The organism is Pedobacter kyungheensis (genome assembly GCF_000812965.1).
GTDB classification, from domain to species: Bacteria; Bacteroidota; Bacteroidia; order Sphingobacteriales; family Sphingobacteriaceae; genus Pedobacter; species Pedobacter kyungheensis.
Window position 1 is genome coordinate 234261 of sequence record NZ_JSYN01000015.1, and the last position, 17914, is coordinate 252174.

At 39.7% G+C, this 17914-nt stretch carries 12 protein-coding genes and 2 tRNA genes; all 14 read left to right on the top strand.

What is annotated here, in order from left to right:
* Nucleotides 1-59: 59 nt before the first annotated feature.
* Nucleotides 60-2432 (top strand): ABC transporter permease, encoded by a 2373-nt coding sequence (locus OC25_RS13740; RefSeq protein ID WP_039476939.1) that lies wholly within the window; start codon nt 60-62, stop codon nt 2430-2432.
* 82 nt (nt 2433-2514) lie between these two features.
* Nucleotides 2515-4896, top strand: coding sequence for an ABC transporter permease (locus OC25_RS13745; protein ID WP_039476940.1), 2382 nt, complete (start codon nt 2515-2517; stop codon nt 4894-4896).
* 71 nt (nt 4897-4967) lie between these two features.
* Complete coding sequence (locus OC25_RS13750) at nt 4968-7355, top strand: ABC transporter permease (RefSeq protein WP_039476941.1); 2388 nt, start codon at nt 4968-4970, stop codon at nt 7353-7355.
* A 70-nt stretch (nt 7356-7425) separates the two neighbouring features.
* Complete coding sequence (locus OC25_RS13755) at nt 7426-9846, top strand: ABC transporter permease (RefSeq protein ID WP_039476943.1); 2421 nt, start codon at nt 7426-7428, stop codon at nt 9844-9846.
* A gap of 68 nt (nt 9847-9914) precedes the next feature.
* Nucleotides 9915-10598 (top strand): ABC transporter ATP-binding protein, encoded by a 684-nt coding sequence (locus OC25_RS13760; RefSeq protein ID WP_039476946.1) that lies wholly within the window; start codon nt 9915-9917, stop codon nt 10596-10598.
* A gap of 314 nt (nt 10599-10912) precedes the next feature.
* On the top strand, nt 10913-11710 hold the full coding sequence (locus OC25_RS13765; RefSeq protein ID WP_039476948.1) for an ABC transporter substrate-binding protein: 798 nt from the start codon (nt 10913-10915) through the stop codon (nt 11708-11710).
* Nucleotides 11711-11770: 60 nt separating this feature from the next.
* The gene (locus OC25_RS13770) at nt 11771-12073 is read left to right on the top strand and encodes a hypothetical protein (RefSeq protein WP_156131473.1); all 303 of its coding nucleotides are present in this window, start codon (nt 11771-11773) and stop codon (nt 12071-12073) included.
* Between the two features lie 259 nt (nt 12074-12332).
* Nucleotides 12333-12417 (top strand) — tRNA-Leu (locus OC25_RS13775).
* Between the two features lie 426 nt (nt 12418-12843).
* Nucleotides 12844-12925: transfer RNA gene (locus OC25_RS13780), tRNA-Leu, on the top strand.
* Between the two features lie 171 nt (nt 12926-13096).
* A complete protein-coding gene (gene tig / locus OC25_RS13785) occupies nt 13097-14446 on the top strand; it encodes a trigger factor (protein ID WP_039476954.1) in 1350 nt (449 codons plus the stop codon).
* 60 nt (nt 14447-14506) lie between these two features.
* Nucleotides 14507-14866 carry a four helix bundle protein gene (locus tag OC25_RS13790; protein WP_039476957.1) on the top strand — a complete coding sequence of 120 codons (360 nt, stop codon included), beginning with the start codon at nt 14507-14509 and terminating at the stop codon, nt 14864-14866.
* A 54-nt stretch (nt 14867-14920) separates the two neighbouring features.
* The gene (clpP, locus tag OC25_RS13795) at nt 14921-15628 is read left to right on the top strand and encodes an ATP-dependent Clp endopeptidase proteolytic subunit ClpP (protein ID WP_039476959.1); all 708 of its coding nucleotides are present in this window, start codon (nt 14921-14923) and stop codon (nt 15626-15628) included.
* A complete protein-coding gene (gene clpX, locus OC25_RS13800) occupies nt 15612-16850 on the top strand; it encodes an ATP-dependent Clp protease ATP-binding subunit ClpX (RefSeq protein ID WP_039476960.1) in 1239 nt (412 codons plus the stop codon). Before clpP ends, clpX begins: the two co-directional genes overlap by 17 nt.
* A gap of 97 nt (nt 16851-16947) precedes the next feature.
* Entirely contained in the window at nt 16948-17811 is an 864-nt protein-coding gene (locus tag OC25_RS13805; RefSeq protein ID WP_039476963.1) for an AMP nucleosidase, read from the top strand.
* Nucleotides 17812-17914: the final 103 nt, after the last annotated feature.

The window sequence follows — 17914 nt, forward strand, 5'->3', positions numbered from 1 at the left end:
TAAAGCAAGCAAAGTCTTGATACTTACTACTTGCTACTTGATACTAAAAAAACGGAGAGATGTTCAAATTAAACTTAAAAATCGCATTACGGAACCTATGGAAGAACAAAACTTCTTCTTTCATCAATGTAATTGGCCTGGCTATTGGGCTTGCTGCCTGTTTAATGTTGTTGCTTTACGTAACCTACGAATGGAACTTTGATAAGCAGGCGAAAGAAGCGGCTAATGTTTATACCACCATGACCAACATTGAAGGCGATAACCGTAAGATAAGCGGTACCTTTGAAGGTTCAGTTACTGCATTTGGACCGGCAATAAAGGCCGCCTTGCCGGAAGTAATGTATACCGCAAGGATGGATTATGGCAAAGAAAATCTGATTGCCAACGGTACCAATGCTTTTAAACGTAAATCGAAATTTGCGGAGACCGATATCTTTAAAATGTACGATTACGAATTTATTCAGGGCAATGCAAAAACAGCGCTGAATAATCCCAATTCAATTCTGTTGACCGAATCTACTGCCAAACTGTTGTTCGGCAGCACCGATGTTTTGAATAAGGTAGTACGTTTTAAAGATAAGTACGACCTGAATATCACTGCGGTAATCCGCGATCAGGCCGAAAATAGTTCTAACAGGTTCGATTACCTGATGCCTTGGTCGTTTTACGAATCTATTGATGAAAGTGCCAAATCCATCAATTGGAGCAATTATAGTTACGTTACATTGGTTAGGTTAAAAGAAAATGCCGATTTAGCTGCTGTAAATAAAAAAATCATGGGGGTAATAAAAAACAATACCCGCGATGATTTTCAAACCCAGGCCTTATTCCCACTCAGTAAATTACACCTCTACGGAAAGTTTGAAGATGGAAAAAGTATTGGTGGAGCTATAGAACAGATTTACCTCTTTGTGGGGCTGGCCTTTGGGATCCTCTTAATTGCCTGCATCAATTTCATGAATATGGCCACTGCCAAATCAGAGAAAAGGGCCAAAGAAGTGGGTATTAAGAAAACAATCGGAGCGAACCGTACTTCATTAATCATCCAGTTTTTAACTGAATCGATGGTATTAACTTTTATTGCAGTGATTATTGCTATTGCTTTGCTTGAGCTTTCATTACCCGCTTTTAACCACCTGCTTAACATTAACCTCGGCATTTCATATTTCAATGCGGCAAGCTGGACAGGGATTTTAGCTATTGTTTTGGCTACAGGTTTAATTGCAGGCAGTTATCCAGCCTTTTATCTTTCTTCTTTTAATCCGGTTCAAACCCTAAAAAGAAAAATCGGATCAAAAGGCCAGTGGTCGGTTAGTTTAAGGCAGGTATTGGTGGTGGGCCAGTTTTGTTTTGCCATTATCCTCATCGTGGCTACCCTGGTCATCTATCGTCAGATTCAATACATTAAAAACCGGCCTGTTGGTTTCGATATCAATGCATTGGTCGAAATTCCACAAGATGGTCAACTGAAAGGCAAATACGAGCTATTTAAAAACGAATTGCTTCAATCAGGCGCAGTTTCTGCCATTTTTCAGTCGTCGGTAAGTTTATCGCATCATGGCTCAAACTTTATGGATGTAGCCTGGGAGGGAATGACCAAACCAACCAATACGGTACTTTTCAATCAGGTAGCCACTACCTACGATTTTATCAAAACCAACGGAATCAAGCTGACAGATGGCCGTGATTTTTCGAAAAATTTCGCTTCCGATTCGGTTGGTGTACTGGTGAGTGCTTCGGCAGTAAAAGTGTTTGGTTATAAAAACGCAGTAGGAAAAACCATGAGTGCTTTTGGCGATAAATACCACATTATTGGCGTTTTTGACGATTACGTATGGGATTCGCCTTACAAATCAAACAATCCGATGGTGGTTTTCTTCGATCCGCGGAGAACCGGTTACATCACCATGCGCTTAAATGAAACCAACAGTTTGCAAAGCAATATCGAAACCATCATCAAGATTACCAAAGGCATAAATCCTGCTTTTCCGGTCGAAGTTAAATTCCTGAACAACCTGTATCTGGAGAAATATAATGCCGAAAAAACACTAGGCATTTTATCGAATCTTTTTGGAGGCTTAGCCATTTTTGTTTCCTGCTTAGGCCTGTTTGGACTTGTAGCCTACAGTGCCGAACAACGCACCAAAGAATTTGGTGTACGGAAGGTTTTAGGCGCATCAGTAGCCAATTTAATGCAGCTCTTATCGCTGTCTTTCCTTAAAATGATTGCTGTGGCCGTTGTAATTGCCATTCCGGTAAGCTATTACGCTATGGGCAAATGGCTCATCAAATTTGAATTCCATACCCATATCAGCTGGTGGATTATGCCTGTAGCGGCTGTGGGCACCTTATTAATGGCCTTAATTACGGTGAGCTTTCAGGCTTACAAAACTGCGAAGGCAAACCCTGTTGATGCTTTGAAATACGAATAAAGCAAAAAGCCGAAAGACCAAAGACCAAAGCAAGCGAAGTCTTAATACTCGATACTTGATACCCGATACTAAATACTGAAAAATGTTCAAATTAAACCTAAAAATCGCATTACGAAACCTGTGGAAACACAAAGGCTTTACGCTAATTAATGTTGGCGGGCTGGCCATTGGTATGGCTTGCTGTTTAATGCTGTTGTTATATGTAAATTACGAGTGGAGTTTCGATAAACACTATAAAAATGGCGATAAAGTTTATTTTGCAGCCTTAAACCTGAAATTTAACGGCAAACTGGCTACTACTATGGCGGTGCCCAACAAACTGGCCAATGCAGCCACAACAGAACTGCCAGGTATTAAAAGTGCTGCACGCATGTCTATGCCGGGTGGTCCTAAGTTGTATAGCCACGATCAGAACCATTTTAAACTGGAAGCTTTAAGTGTAGATCCCGATTTTCTGAAAATCCTCGATCACAAATTCATTTATGGCAATCCTGAAACAGCATTGGCCGAACCCAATAATGTGCTGATTAGCGCTTCTACCGCTAAAAAATTATTTGGAGATCAAAACCCAATGGGCCAAAGCATTACCTACGACAACAAAAAAAGTTTGAAAGTAACAGCAGTGATTGAAGATTTGCCTAAAAATCAGACGATCCGTTTCGATGTTTTACAGCCCTGGGCATTTTTAGAACAGGAGAACCCGGCCGAGAAAGAATATGGGTGGGGCGCTATTACCTGTTTAACCTTGTTCCAGCTGAAAGAGAACGCCAACTTAGAAGCGACCAATACAGCCATTAAAAACTTCGTGGTAAACAAAGAGCCCAACTTAAAGGAAATGACTTACCAGATTTTTCTTTTTCCTTTAGCCAAATATCACCTGTACGATAATTTCAATAACGGAAAATCTGCAGGAGGTAAAATAGACCAGTTACGCTTATTTGTCTTTCTGGCCATTTGCGTATTGTTGATTGCCTGCATCAATTACATGAACCTTTCTACCGCTAAATCAGAAAAAAGAGCCAGGGAGGTGGGGGTACGTAAAGCTTTGGGCTCTACGCGCAACACCATCATGGGGCAGTTTATGATCGAATCACTGTTGCTCTCGGTTCTGGCAATGGCTGTTGCTTTTATTATACTCGAGGTTTCGTTGCCTTATTTCAACAACCTGCTCGATATTTCTATAAGTATTGATTATGGCTCTTATCAGTTTTGTGGACTGTTGCTGGCCATTGTGCTCTTTACCGGATTGCTTGCAGGAAGTTACCCCGCTTTCTATCTTTCTTCTTTTATTCCTGTAAAGGTGCTTAAAGGTTTTAAGGGTTCTTCAGGCTCGCTTTCAATCCGCAAAACATTGGTGGTGGTGCAATTTAGTCTTTCTATCTGCATGATTATTTCGGCCATTGTAATTTACAGCCAGATTCAGCACCTTAAAAATAAACCATTGGGTTTTGATCAAACGGCGCTTGCGCAGATAGATTTAGAAGGCGAGTGGACCAAGCCAGAAAAACTCAGCCTGTTTAAAAGCGAGCTGCAAAGGGTTGGAGCCATTACGGCAGCTACAGAATATGCGGGTTCTTTTACCCGTGGAGGCTCTATTACCGGCGATATTTCGTGGCCTGGAAAACCTAAAAACGATGTTTCGATCATTAATTACAGAAGCACTGGTTTCGATTTTGCTAAAACCACAGGTGTTAAAATTGTAGCAGGAAGGGATTTTGATCCTAAATTTTCTGCTGATACGGCTACCTCGCTTTTGCTCAACCAAACGGCTGTCAATACAATGGGATTAAAAAATCCGGTGGGTACCGTAATTCATTGGGGCGATAATCCTCCGCTTAAAGTAGTGGGCGTTGTACAGGATTATTCAAACGAGTCGCTCGCTTCGAAAATACAACCCACAGTTTATTATTACAACATCAAAACCAGTCAGGTTTTATTGCTCAAATTAAACCCGGCGCAATCATTAAGCACCTCTGTTGAGGCTATCAAATCGGTTAGCAGCCGCTTAAATCCGGCTTATCCAATCGAAGTTAAGATGGTGAGTCAGGGTATGGCCGAAAAATTGCGTAGCGAAAAATTGCTGAGTGTACTTTCCAACCTGTTTGGGGGCTTTGCTATTTTCATTTCGTGTCTGGGTTTACTTGGTCTGGCCTTGTATACTGCCGAACAGCGTAGTAAAGAAATCAGCATCCGTAAAGTTCTGGGAGCCAACCTTTCTGATATTTTAATCTTGCTGAACAAAGATTTTATGAAACTGGTGGTTATTGCCAACCTGATTGCCATTCCGGCAGCTTATATCCTGGTGGCTAAATGGCTCGAAAAATATGATTATAAAATTTCGATAAACCCATGGCCTTTTTTACTGGCGCTTTTTACCTCGGTACTCATTGCTTTAATTACGGTAAGTATGCAAACTTTTAAAGTAGCTAAAGCCAATGCCGTTGATGCACTTAAATACGAATAAACTAATTGGCAGTTTTCAGTTGACAATTTAACAATTAACCAGTTTAACAATTTATACAGTTAACCCTAAAGATGTTCAAACTTAACCTCAAAATAGCCTGGCGCAACCTCTGGAAAAACAAAGGTTATACGCTTATCAATATTCTTGGCCTGTCAATTGGTATGGCCAGCTGTATTCTGATCTTTATTTTCATTCGTTACCAAATGAGTTTTGATAAAGATTTTAAAGATAGCGACCGGATTTACCGTGTGGTTTCATCGTGGGATTACAGTGATGGAAACCAGTTTTTTTCGCAGGGCGTTCCTTTGCCTTTAACTCCGGCAATGCGAAATGATTTTTCTCCATATATAGAAAAAATTGCGGCCATTGAACAAAGCACAGGAGTAATCCAGATAAACGATGCCGCCGGAAAAGAAAGGCTAAAAACTCAGGAAGATGCTTTTTATATCGAACCTGATTTCTTCGGAATATTTGATTACAAATGGCTCTCAGGAGATTATGCTGCGCTTAAAGATCCAGGCAACATTGTACTTTCAAAAGAAATGGCCGACAAATTTTTTGGAAGCTGGAAAAATGCACTTGGCAAATCTGTAAATTATGACATGGCCAGCTATATCGTTATCGGCGTAATAGATGATGTGGCAGAAAACAATTCGGTGCCCTTAAAGATTATGCTCTCTTACAAATCTTTCAAAAGCAAAAATCTGGATCGGTGGGGATCGGTAGGCTCAAGCTCCGAGAGTTACATCAAATTAAAACCCAACGTTAACATCGAAGCCTTAAATACACCTTTACAAGCCTTCTTAAAGAAATATTACACCGAAAAGGCTCCCGGGAAAGAGGGGCATTTATTTCAGCCTTTAAACGATATTCACTACAATAGTAAGTTCGGCAATTTTTCGGGCCGGATTATGCCCAAAAAACAAATTTATGGCCTGGCGGTTATTGGCTTTTTTTTAATCATTACCGCTTCCATCAACTTTATCAATTTAGCTACTGCGCAGGCGGTAAGTCGTTCAAAAGAAGTAGGTATTCGTAAAGTAATGGGTAGTCAGAGAGGGCAGCTGGTTGCACAGTTTTTAACCGAAACCCTAACTATTGTGCTTGTTTCGCTATTACTTGGCAGTGTTTTAACCGAAATTGCTTTGCCCGGAATGCAAAATTTGTTTGGCTCCAAAATATCCTTTAGTATTTTTGAGCACCCTATTATTTTAGCTTTTTTGCTATTCCTGGCTGTTTTTGTCAGTTTGCTTGCGGGTTTTTACCCGGCCATTGTCATATCAGGATTTAACCCGGTTTTAGCCATAAAAAATAAGGTTTCTGCAAATACCGGTGGCTTAGGTTTACGAAAAGTTTTGGTGGTGTTTCAATTTGCCATCACGGTAACACTAATTATTGGCACTCTGGTTATTCTTCAGCAAATGAAATACGTTCGCGAGCAGCCACTGGGCTTTAATCCAACGGCAATTGCAATGGTCGATTTGCCGAACGATAGCCTGACCATGCAGCGTTTTGATACTTTTAAAAGCCAGTTGAAACAAGTTCCTGGTGTTGAGGAAGTAAGTTTGTGCAGAACTCCACCTTCATCACAAAACAATAATGGCAGTAGTTTCTCATACAATAGTTCAAAAGATGCCGATTTTCAGGTAAATACAAAAAATGCAGACGAAGACTACCTGAAAACATTCGATTTAAAACTGGTAGCCGGCAGAAATATTGTTAAGTCGGATACGATTAACGAATACCTGGTTAATGAAACCTTGCTGAAGAAGTTAAATGTTAACAACCCGCAGGAAGCGATTGGCAAAATACTATCCATGGGCGGAATGAAGGCTCCGATTGTAGGTGTAATCCAGGATTTTAAAAACAGAAGCTTGCACGAGAGTATTGATCCTATTTTAGTTGGTTCGTCAAGAGCAAGATATTTTAATGCTGCCATAAAATTAAATTCGGCGCAGATGTTAACTACAATGAAAAACGTGCAGAAAATCTGGCAAAGAACTTTTCCCGAATCGGTTTACAGCGAGTTGTTTTTGAATGAGCAGATTAAAAATTATTATCAGGGAGAGCAGGTAATGGGTACACTTTTCAAGGTTTTTGCCGGCGTAATTATTTTTATTTCCTTTATTGGCTTATTTGGGTTAATCTCTTTTGTTGCCACACAAAGAACCAAAGAAGTAGCCATCCGGAAAGTGTTGGGTGCATCAACCATCGAACTGGTGAAAATGCTTAACGGCTCATTCATTGTAATGGTTTTTATCGCCAATCTGGTGGCCTGGCCATTAGCCTATCTCTTTGTATCTAAATGGTTAAATGGTTTTGCTTACCGGATCGATCTGAGCATCTGGCCCTTTATGCTGGCTATGCTTATTTCCATGACTATTACTTTAATTACCGTAAGCTTCCGCTCGTATAGGGCTGCTGCTGCCAATACCATTGATGCACTTAAATATGAATAAACCAATTAGCAGTTTTCAGTTGGCAATTTAACAATTAACCAGTTTAACAATTTATACAGTTAACCCTAAGATGTTCAAATTAAACCTCAAAATCGCCTGGCGAAACCTTTGGAAAAACAAGGTATATGCCGCCATTAATATTGGTGGACTAGCTTTAGGGCTAACTGCTTTTGTATTGATGCTTTTGTATATCAATTACGAAAAAAGCTACGATAACTGGTCTCCGGATTTGAAAAATGTTTATCAGATTAGAGAAAAGCATGATTTTTTTACCCCTGATAACAAAGAACACTGGCAAGAAATCAGCAATTCGAGAATAGCCGGAATAATTAAAGAAAGTGTACCGCAATTTACGGCGGTTACTAAAATAGATCAGGAATGGGGAAATGGTTTTTCAGTAAAGATAGATCACGCCGATCCGGTTATGGTTAAAGGTATTAAAGATGCCGATTCTGCCTTTTTTAATGTTTTTCCATATCAATTTATTCAAGGCACTGCTGCAAATGCATTAAAAGAACCCAATACAGTGGTAATAAAGCAAAGCCTGGCCAATAAACTTTATGGCACTGATCATGTATTGGGGAAAGAATTTAAATTGGTAAGATGGCGCGATGATACCGGTAATTCACTTAAAATTACAGGCGTTATTGCTGATGTTAATACTCCCGAAAGTATTCAATTTAATGCTGTCAGTCACACCGGCGACCAGGATCATGATCCCGATCAGATTGGCAGTTCACATTACACGCAGATATATGCAAAATCGGAGGGTGATATAGATACTTTATCCGCTAATAAAAGCCTGCAAAAAGTATATGTAGATTTTAAGAAAAAGTCTTTCGCAGCAGAAAAACTTAGTTTTAAAGATGTTTATAAGGATGGGAAAAGTCCGGGTTTGAAAGCCATCAGCTTAAAAGATGTTCATCCAAACCCACCCTTTAGCCTTAACTGGCTGGATAAGTTAAAACCGGTTATAGGTATTTCAATCTTCTTATTGGTGGTGTCTATCATCAACTTTATTAATCTGGCCACGGCACAGTCTGTTCAAAGGGCTAAAGAAGTTGGGGTAAAAAAGGTTTTAGGCGCATATAAGAAACAGCTTATTTTACAGTTTTTAATCGAATCGACCTTACAAAGTATAAGTGCTTTGTTTTTAAGTGTCATTTTGATTGAAATTCTGTTGCCTGCATTTAACCATCAATTTAACATAACCCTGAGCTTTTGGCACAATGAATACCTGTTTAGTATTGTTTTGCAGCTTATTGCTGTTTTTATCGTGGTTACCTTATTAGCAGGCTGCTATCCCGCCTGGATATTATCCAACTGTAACCCGGTTTCGGTACTTAAAGGCAATTACGGTAATAGTTTAAAAGGGATTACCCTACGCAATGTGCTGGTTGTTTTTCAGTTTATCATTTCGGTTACCTTCATTATCGCCATTGGGGTAATGCACCTGCAAACCAAATATATTTCAGGGAAAGATTTGGGTTTTGACCGGGACAAGTTAATCAATCTGAGGACAGGCTACGACCAAAATTTCGCAGATAAAATCAGGCGTATCCCGGGCGTACAGTATGTTTCTACTACCACGCAGGTAATGGGGAATGCCTTTAACAACAAAAGTAAAATTATTTACAAAGGCCGCGAAGTTAACCTAAATGGTGTTACTGTAACCATGGATGCCTTGCAAACGCTGGGTGTAAAATTAGTATCCGGCAGGCTCTTCGCTAAAGAGTATGTACAAGACACTATTAACTCGGTTGTACTTAACGAAGCTGCTGCAGGTTTGCTGGGCAAAAATATGGTAGGCCAAACTTATGGAAAGGTCGATTACCAGGGTAAAACCATTACCTTTCAGGTGGTTGGTGTGATTAAAAATTACCATAACGAAGGCTTTGATAAAGCCGTATTGCCTACCGTTTATAAAGTAAGCAATTTGGGGGGTACTTCCAATACCAATAACCTGCTGGTGAGGTTTGATACTAAAAACTATAAAGGAGTAATTAATAAAATAGAAGGCGAATGGAAAAAACTTTATCCAGATTTTCCGTTTCAATACCAATCTATGGATGATGCCTTTTCCGAAATTCTTGAAGAAAACAAGCGTTTTATGAATATGATTGTGCTCTTCAGCGTGGTATCGGTTTCTTTATCGCTACTGGGCTTATTTGCTTTATCTACCTTCGTGGCAAAACGTCGGACCAAAGAAATTGCGGTTAGAAAAGTTTTGGGTGCATCAAACTTCCAAATTGTAAATCTTTTAAATAAATCCTTTTTAATTTTAGTCGTAACAGCCAATTTAATCAGTTGGCCAATAGCTTATATTTTAGTGAAAAAATGGTTGGAAGGCTTTGCTTACCGGATAGAGCTACCGCTTTATCCATTTTTGCTCTCCAGTACAATTTCAATTGTTATTGCGGTGTTAACCGTTAGCATCCAGGCCCGCAAAACTGCCATTGCAGAGCCAGTAGTTGCACTTAAATATGAATAGACCTGCGGATAGCTTTTGGCGTTCAGCGTAGATTTTTCGCTAACCGCTTCCCGCTTAACCATAAAAATATGATACAACTTACCAATATCGAAAAGTATTACGCCAATAAGGGCGTTAAAAATTATGTGTTACGCCTGGTAACCACTACCATTAACCAGGGCGAGTTCGTTTCCATTATGGGCCCCTCTGGTGCCGGGAAATCGACCTTGCTTAATATTATAGGCATGCTCGAAGAACCCACTTATGGCACTTATCACTTTATGGGCGAAGATGTAACCAGCCTAAGCGAACGTAAACGCATCGAGCTATACCGCAACCACATCGGTTTTGTGTTTCAGGCTTACCATTTAATTGATGAAATGACCGTTTACGAAAACATTGAAGCCCCGCTTTTATACAAGAAAGTGGGTAGTGCCGAGCGTGCCAGCAGGATCGCCGACCTGCTCGACCGTTTTAACATCGTAGCTAAAAAAGATTTATTTCCTAACCAGTTATCAGGCGGACAGCAGCAGCTCGTAGGAATTGCCCGTGCATTGGCGGCACAACCTTCTATCATTCTGGCCGATGAACCGACAGGAAACCTCCAATCGGCGCAGGCCGAAGAAATTATGAGCTTGTTTAAAAAACTCAATGAAGAGGAGGGAATTACCATTATCCAGGTTACCCATTCAGAAAAGAACGCACAATACGGAAACCGGATATTACATATTGCCGATGGTGTGGTAAAAGAAGATGTGGCAGTATTAAGTTAGATCCATATTCTTATTTAAATAACTTGCCGAGGATAAGTACAGATTTGGAGTGGTAACAATTTCTATCTGTGTTTATCCTTTTTATCTGTGGTTAAATTAACTACAATTATCCAGGTTACCCATTCAGAAAAGAATGCACAATACCGAAACCGGATATTGCACATTGCCGATAGTGTGGTAAAAGAAGATGTGGCTGTATTAAGGTAGAACCATATCATTATAAACAACTGGCTGAGAATAAGTGCAGATTTGGAATGGTAATAATTTCTATCTGTGTTTATTCTTTTTATCTGTGGTTAAATTAACTTTGCTCCATGCAAAAAACATTTACCGATCAGATGGGGCAGGAGATTACTATTAATTTCCCTCCAAAACGGATTGTTTCTGTAGTGCCTTCTCAAACCGAGTTGTTGTTTGATTTAGGGCTTGATATCGAAATTATCGGTTTGACCAAATTTTGCATCCATCCGATAGAAAAGTTTGCTACCCGTACCAAAGTGGGTGGTACTAAAAAACTGAATATCGATCTGATTAAAGATTTGAAGCCCGATTTAATTATCGGCAATAAAGAAGAAAATACGCAAAGCGATATTGAAGAACTTGCTGCTTATTTTCCAGTTTGGATGAGCGATATTTTTACCCTCGATGATGCCATGAAAACCATTGGCCAGATTGGTGAGTTGGTAAATCGCGAACCTGAAGCCGCTTATTTAAACCATTTAATTTCAGCCGGTTTTAACGATCTCAAAATGCTGGCTTCGCAACACCGTATCGATAAAAAAGTAGCTTACCTGATCTGGCGTAAACCCTATATGGCTGCAGGAAAGAATACTTTTATTGATGATGTTTTGCTAACCAACGGAATGACAAACGTAATCACCCGGGAACGCTACCCTGAGCTAACGCTCGAAGAACTGAAAACTGCCAACTGCGAACTCATTCTGCTTTCATCAGAACCTTACCCTTTTGCCGAAAAACATATTGAAGAAATACAGGCTGCGGTGCCCCATGCTAAAGTGATGTTGGTAGATGGCGAAATGTTTAGCTGGTATGGCAGCAGGCTGGTTAAGGCCGTGCAGTACTTTTTCGAATTTCAGAAACAATTGTATTAAGCCGCCGGTTAAAATTTTATTAAATTGTAGCGTATTATAAATTAATCCGTTTAAACTATCATGAAAAAGATATTAATTCTATCCCTGTTTGTTGCAGCACTTTCTGGTTGTACAACAATGAATAATGGCAAAAGTGCTGGTGCTATAACCGTAAGTGGTAAAATAGAAAAACTAGGTATGACTACTTTTCAATATGGTACGCATTTGCTAAAAACAGCAGATAAAAGCTATGCGTTAAAAAGTGCCAGTATTAATTTTGATAATTACCTGAACAGGGAAGTTACGGTGAAAGGAAAAAAAGTGGCTGGCTACCCGATTGATGGCGGCCCGGAGCTGATTGATGTGAGCTTAATTAAACTCTAAACTAAAAGTTTAAGCGGGAAAACCTGAAAAGTCTGGGTTGAAATCGGGTTGCTGTTAAAAAAGATAAAATATTTTTTCGCCGGGCTTGTTGCCGAAAAATTATGGAGTTTAGGGCTATCTTGCAGCAACACAGTACTTTCATTTTTTAGCTATACTGTAGCAAAGGAAGACTGCTCATTATTTATACTTTCAGGCTGCATATTAAAGTTTGATTATTCAATCTAATTTCTATCTTTGCACGCATTAAACATCCTGAGATGCGGAAGTGGCGTAATTGGTAGCCGCACCAGACTTAGGATCTGGCGCTTCACGGCGTGGGGGTTCGAGTCCCTTCTTCCGCACCATATTAAAACCGTTCTGATAACCCAGAACGGTTTTTTTATGCCTCGGACTATCGGCTGGTGTCTCCACCTGCCGAAACAGATGCGAAATAACAGGTGTCAAGCTGGTTGGTGTAGACACCAACCAGTAGAAAAAAGTGGATTTAACAGATGTTGAACAGGATGTCGGTGAGGACACCAACCTCTAGAGTTAATCCAGAACGTTCGTTCTATCGGCTGGTGTCAGCACCAGCCGAAACACAGAAGAACAAGCACTAAAGCTGGTTGGTGAACCACCAACCAGTGAAAAAAGAACATGATGTAGAAAATTTTCTCCTTAAAAATTAGTGAGTTAGCATTTTTTTAAGAGAATAATGCATAAAATATGATCGATGCCTTTTGATTTTTGAATCTTGTTTCTATCTTTGCAGTCCTTACAACATCCTAACTGCGGAAGTGGCGTAATTGGTAGCCGCACCAGACTTAGGATCTGGCGCTTCACGGCGTGGGGGTTCGAGTCCCTTCTTCCGCACACAAGATAAAGGCCGTTTCGATTTAACATCGGAACGGTTTTGTTTTTTAAAACATTGATTAATAAAAATTGATGTGCTGTGCCGGCTGCGGTGATATATGGTTTGTTCTCAAATCTCATATCTCAATTCTCTGGTCTAATTGTACATCTCAATACTCATATCTCATAAAAATGAATATTACACAGGAAAAAACCGGCAACTTAAATGCTGTTGTAAAAATCAAAATCGCACCAGCTGATTATTCTGGCAAAGTAGAAAAAGCCATTAAAGATCAAGCTAAAAAAGCACAATTACCTGGTTTCCGTAAAGGGATGGTTCCTGCTGCCCACATCAAAAAAATGTACGGTAAAAGCATTTTGGTAGAAGAGGTTAACAATTTGTTAAACGATACCCTATCAAACTACATTGCTGAGCAGAAATTAGAAATTTTAGGTCAGCCATTGCCACAAATGGACGATGAGCGTGAGTTTAAATGGGATAACACAGATGAATTTGAATTTGATTATGAGTTAGGTTTAGCGCCTGCTTTTGATGTAAACGTTTCATCTAAAGATAAATATACCGAATACGTTGTTAAAGCTGATAAAGAAACTTTAGAAAGCCGTATCAAAAATATCCGTCGCAGCTATGGTAAAATGACTAACCCTGAAGTATCTGCTGAAGGTGATGTACTTTACGCTGAGTTAACACAATTAGGTGCTGATGGTGCTGCTTTCGAAGGTGGTATTTCAAATACTGCAACCCTTCGCTTAGATTTAGTTAAAGACAAGAAAATCCTTAAATCGTTAGTAGGTTTAAAGAAAGAAGATGAAGTTACTGTTGATTTAGTAAAAGCATTTGATGATGCAGCTGTTGTAGCTAAAGCTTTAAATATTTCTGAAGAAGATGCAGCTGATTTAAAATCTAACTTCAAATTAGCGGTTAAAAACGTAAACCGTTTAGAAGAATCAGACTTAAACCAGGAGTTTTTCGATAAATTATTTGGCGAAGGAACGGTAACTGACGAAGCTGGTTTCAGAGCTAAAATTACCGAAGAAGTAGAAAGCATGTTCAAACAAGATGCTGAGCGTAAATTATCAAACGATATTTACGAGGATCTTTTAAAGAAACACACTTTCGAATTGCCTGATGAGTTTTTACGTCGCTGGTTAAAAGCTACAAACGAAAAATTAACCGACGAAGAATTAGCAGAAGGTTATGATGATTTCGCTAAAAACCTGAAATGGACTTTAATCGAAAACAAAATCATTAAAGATAATAGCATCGAAATTAAATACGAAGATGTTGTTCAGGCTGCTAAAGCTAAATTAGATGCGCAGTTCAGAATGTACAGCCCAAGTCCACTTCCTGAAGATCAACTGGCACAATATGCTGTTCAGTTCTTACAGGAAAAAGAAAATGCAAACCGCGTTTTCGAAGAGGTTAAAGCTTTAAAAACTTTCGAACAAATTAAAACCATCGTTACGTTAGAGCAAAAAGACATCGATTACGATAAGTTTATTGCTTTAGACAAAGCGTAAGGCGGGAAGCGTTTGCCGTAAGGCGCTTGGAAATCGATTGTGCTATTTCTATATTTAGTGATGGCTCAATTTAAATTTCAATCGCTGGAAGTTTGGCAGTTATCAATTGGGATAACTGATAAATTACTTGATATAGCTGACCGATTGTCAGTTGATAAAAAATACAGATTTGCAGAGCAGCTCAATGGGGCTGCTCTTAGCATATCTAATAATATTGCCGAAGGCTCTGGAGCTGTTTCTAATAAGGAATTTGCTCATTATCTGAATATTGCACATCGTTCTACGTTCGAGAATGCAAATATTTTAGTAGTTTTAGAACGGAGAAAATATATTTCTGACACAGAGTTGAATGATTATCTGGAAGAATTAGATAAATTGGCACGGAAATTAACCAACTTCAGGAAATATTTATTAAAGTAACCCGCGTATTTGGATAGCCTAAACGCTTATCGCAAAACGCCAAACTCTATAATCATGAACATAGACTCACAAGAATTCAGGAAATTTGCCGTTAAACATCAGGGAATTGGCGGTTTACACGTAGATAAATTTATTGCACAGGCTAATCTGAACCCTCAGAACATGACGCCATATATCATTGAAGAGCGTCAGTTAAATGTTGCTCAGATGGACGTATTTTCGAGGTTAATGATGGACCGTATTATCTTTTTAGGTGATGCGATTTATGATCAGAATGCAAACATCATCCAGGCGCAATTGTTGTTCCTGCAATCGGCTGATGCAGAGCGTGATATTCAGATCTATATTAACTCGCCGGGCGGTTCGGTATATGCTGGTTTAGGTATTTACGATACCATGCAATATATTCAGCCGGATGTGGCTACAATTTGTACAGGTATGGCAGCTTCAATGGGCGCTGTTTTATTGGTTGCAGGTGCTAAAGGTAAACGTGCTGCTTTACCACACTCAAGAGTAATGATTCACCAGCCATCAGGTGGCGCACAAGGGGTAGCCTCTGATATGGAAATCAACTTAAGAGAAATGTTGAAATTGAAAAAAGAATTATACGATATCATTTCAGAGCACTCTGGACAGTCTTATGACTGGGTAGAGAAAGCTTCAGACCGCGATTACTGGATGACTGCCGACGAGGCAAAAGGATTTGGTATGGTTGATGAAGTTTTATCGAGAAACGCAAATAAAAATGGCGAAACAAAATAAAGAATCCCGCTGCTCATTCTGCCATTCTGGCAAGCATGAAACTTTAATGTTAATTGAAGGTATGGATGCGTTTATCTGCGATAAATGCGTTACCCAGGCCAATCAGTTGCTTGCGCAGGAGTTAGGAACCAAAGGCACGAAAAATATTCAGGAGGCGATTAATTTATTAAAGCCTCTTGAAATTAAACAACACCTCGATCAGTATGTAATTGGTCAGGATGATGCGAAAAAAGTATTATCGGTTGCGGTTTATAACCACTACAAACGTTTAAATCAAAAGGTTGATAAAGACGAGATTGAGATCGAGAAATCGAATATCATGTTGGTGGGCGAAACTGGTACAGGTAAAACTTTACTGGCTAAAACCATCGCGAAAATTTTGCATGTGCCTTTCTGTATCTGCGATGCTACGGTTTTAACCGAAGCAGGCTATGTGGGTGAGGATGTAGAAAGTATTTTAACCCGTTTGCTGCAAGCTGCAGATTATGATGTAACTGCTGCCGAGCGTGGTATTGTATATATTGATGAGGTAGATAAAGTTGCCCGTAAAAGCGATAATCCATCTATTACACGCGATGTATCAGGCGAAGGTGTGCAACAGGCTTTATTGAAGATTTTAGAAGGTACAGTGGTAAACGTTCCACCTCAGGGCGGACGTAAGCACCCTGATCAGAAAATGATCCCGGTAAATACCAACAACATCCTGTTTATTTGCGGCGGTGCATTTGATGGTATTGAACGTAAAATTGCCAACCGTTTAAGAACACAGGCTGTAGGTTATAAAGTAAAGAAAGATGAGACCGTTTTAGATCTTAAAAATCTTTATAAGTATATTACACCACAGGATTTGAAATCGTTCGGATTAATTCCCGAGCTGATTGGCCGTATTCCGGTGCTTTCGCATTTAAATCCATTGGATAAAGCCTCGTTAAGAAATATTTTAACGGCGCCTAAAAATTCATTAATTAAACAATATGTTAAGCTTTTTGCTTACGAAGATGTTAAATTAGTGTTTGATGATGAAGTTCTGGATTTTATTGTGGATAAAGCAATGGAATATAAGTTGGGTGCACGTGGTTTAAGATCAATTTGCGAAGCGATTATGCTTGATGCGATGTTTGATACGCCAACCCAGACCGATGTCAAGGAATTGCATATCAATCTCGATTACGCGATAGAAAAATTTGAAAAAGCCGACTTTAAAAAGTTGCAGGCTGCTTAAAAATGAATCAAATCCTCTCGCGAAAGCGGGGGGATTTTTTTTAATATCACATTTGTTAACGCTATGCGCCTGGCGCTATGCTTAAAGCTACAAGATTATGAACGAAGAAAAAGACGTAAAGAAAGACGAAGCTGCAGTAGAGAAAGCAAAAAAAGTAAAAGAAGTAGAAACTCCGGTTAAAGCCGGATTAAAATCTAAAGATGAAATTGTGAAAAACTGGTTGCCGCGTTATACTGGCAGACCATTAGATCAGTTTGGCGATTATATCCTGCTCACCAATTTCAGTAAATACGTAACCATGTTTTCGGAGTGGAACGATAACGCACCGATTATGGGTTTAGATAAGCCGATGCAGAGTGTTACCGCTAACGGCATTACTATCATTAACTTCGGTATGGGTAGTCCGCTGGCGGCAACCATGATGGATTTGTTAACGGCCATTAAACCGAAAGCGGTATTGTTTTTAGGTAAATGCGGCGGTTTAAAGAAGAAAAACCAATTGGGCGATCTGATCCTGCCAATTGCGGCAATCAGGGGAGAAGGAACATCCAACGATTACCTGCCTGCAGAAGTGCCTGCCTTGCCGGCTTTCGCCTTGCAGAAAGCAATATCGACCACCATTCGCGATTATGGCCGCGATTACTGGACCGGGACCTGTTACACCACCAACCGCAGGGTTTGGGAGCACGATAAGGAATTTAAGAAGTATTTGAAAACTTTACGTGCAATGGCAGTAGATATGGAAACGGCGACCATTTTTACCACCGCGTTCGCCAATAAAATACCTGCAGGGGCATTATTATTGGTTTCTGACCAGCCAATGATACCAGAGGGCGTTAAAACTGCCGAAAGTGATAGCAGTGTTACCGAGAAATATGTGGAAACGCATTTGCACATTGGCGTAGATTCGTTAAAGCAGTTAATTAATAACGGCTTAACGGTGAAACACTTGTTGTTTTAGGGGTTAATTCAAACATAGACGATCGTCACCCTGAACTCGTTTCAGGGTCTCTTATTGAATTGCGTATACAAAGGAGAGATGCTGAAACAAGTTCAGCATGACG